Genomic DNA, 549 nt, shown 5'->3' with positions numbered 1-549 from the left:
AGCACCAAACTCTAGCAACCTACAGCCGTGGGAATTTTATGTTATCGATGATGCTGACAATCGCAAACGCGCTGTCAAAAACTGCATGAATCAAAACGCAGCAAAAACATCAGCCCGTTTGATAGCCATCGTTGCTCGTACTGACGTTTGGCATGATCACGCTAAGCAAGTATTGCGCGAATACCCTGATCAGCCAGTGCCAAAGAAAGTGAAAGACTACTACAACAAAGTCGTCACGATGGACTTTTTGCGTGGCCCAGCCAACGTAGTTTCGGCTGCGAAATGGGGTGCGACGCAAGTGGTCAGACGCGTAAAAGGCCCAATCAAATCGCCTTACTACACGTTTGAAGATACCAAAAATTGGGCAACCAATAACACTGCACTTGCCGCCGAAAACCTCATGCTAGCATTACGTGCTCATGGTTTTGATAGCTGTCCTATGGGCGGCTTTGACGAGCCTGCCATGAAAGCGTTGCTCAATCTTAGCGACGACCATCATATCGTTATGATGCTTGGCGCAGGCGAGCGCGCTGACAATGGCGTTTACAA

At 48.6% G+C, this 549-nt stretch carries 1 protein-coding gene; it reads left to right on the top strand.

Going from position 1 to position 549, the window contains the following annotated elements; translation table 11 throughout:
- A partial coding sequence (locus ACS8FC_RS20140) for a nitroreductase family protein (RefSeq protein ID WP_439298090.1) occupies nucleotides 1–549 on the top strand: 549 nt, incomplete at both ends.

Source organism: Psychrobacter sp. 1Y4, from assembly GCF_051847555.1.
The sequence above is the reverse complement of the archived record's forward strand: the minus strand, read 5'-3'. Positions and strand labels throughout refer to the sequence as shown.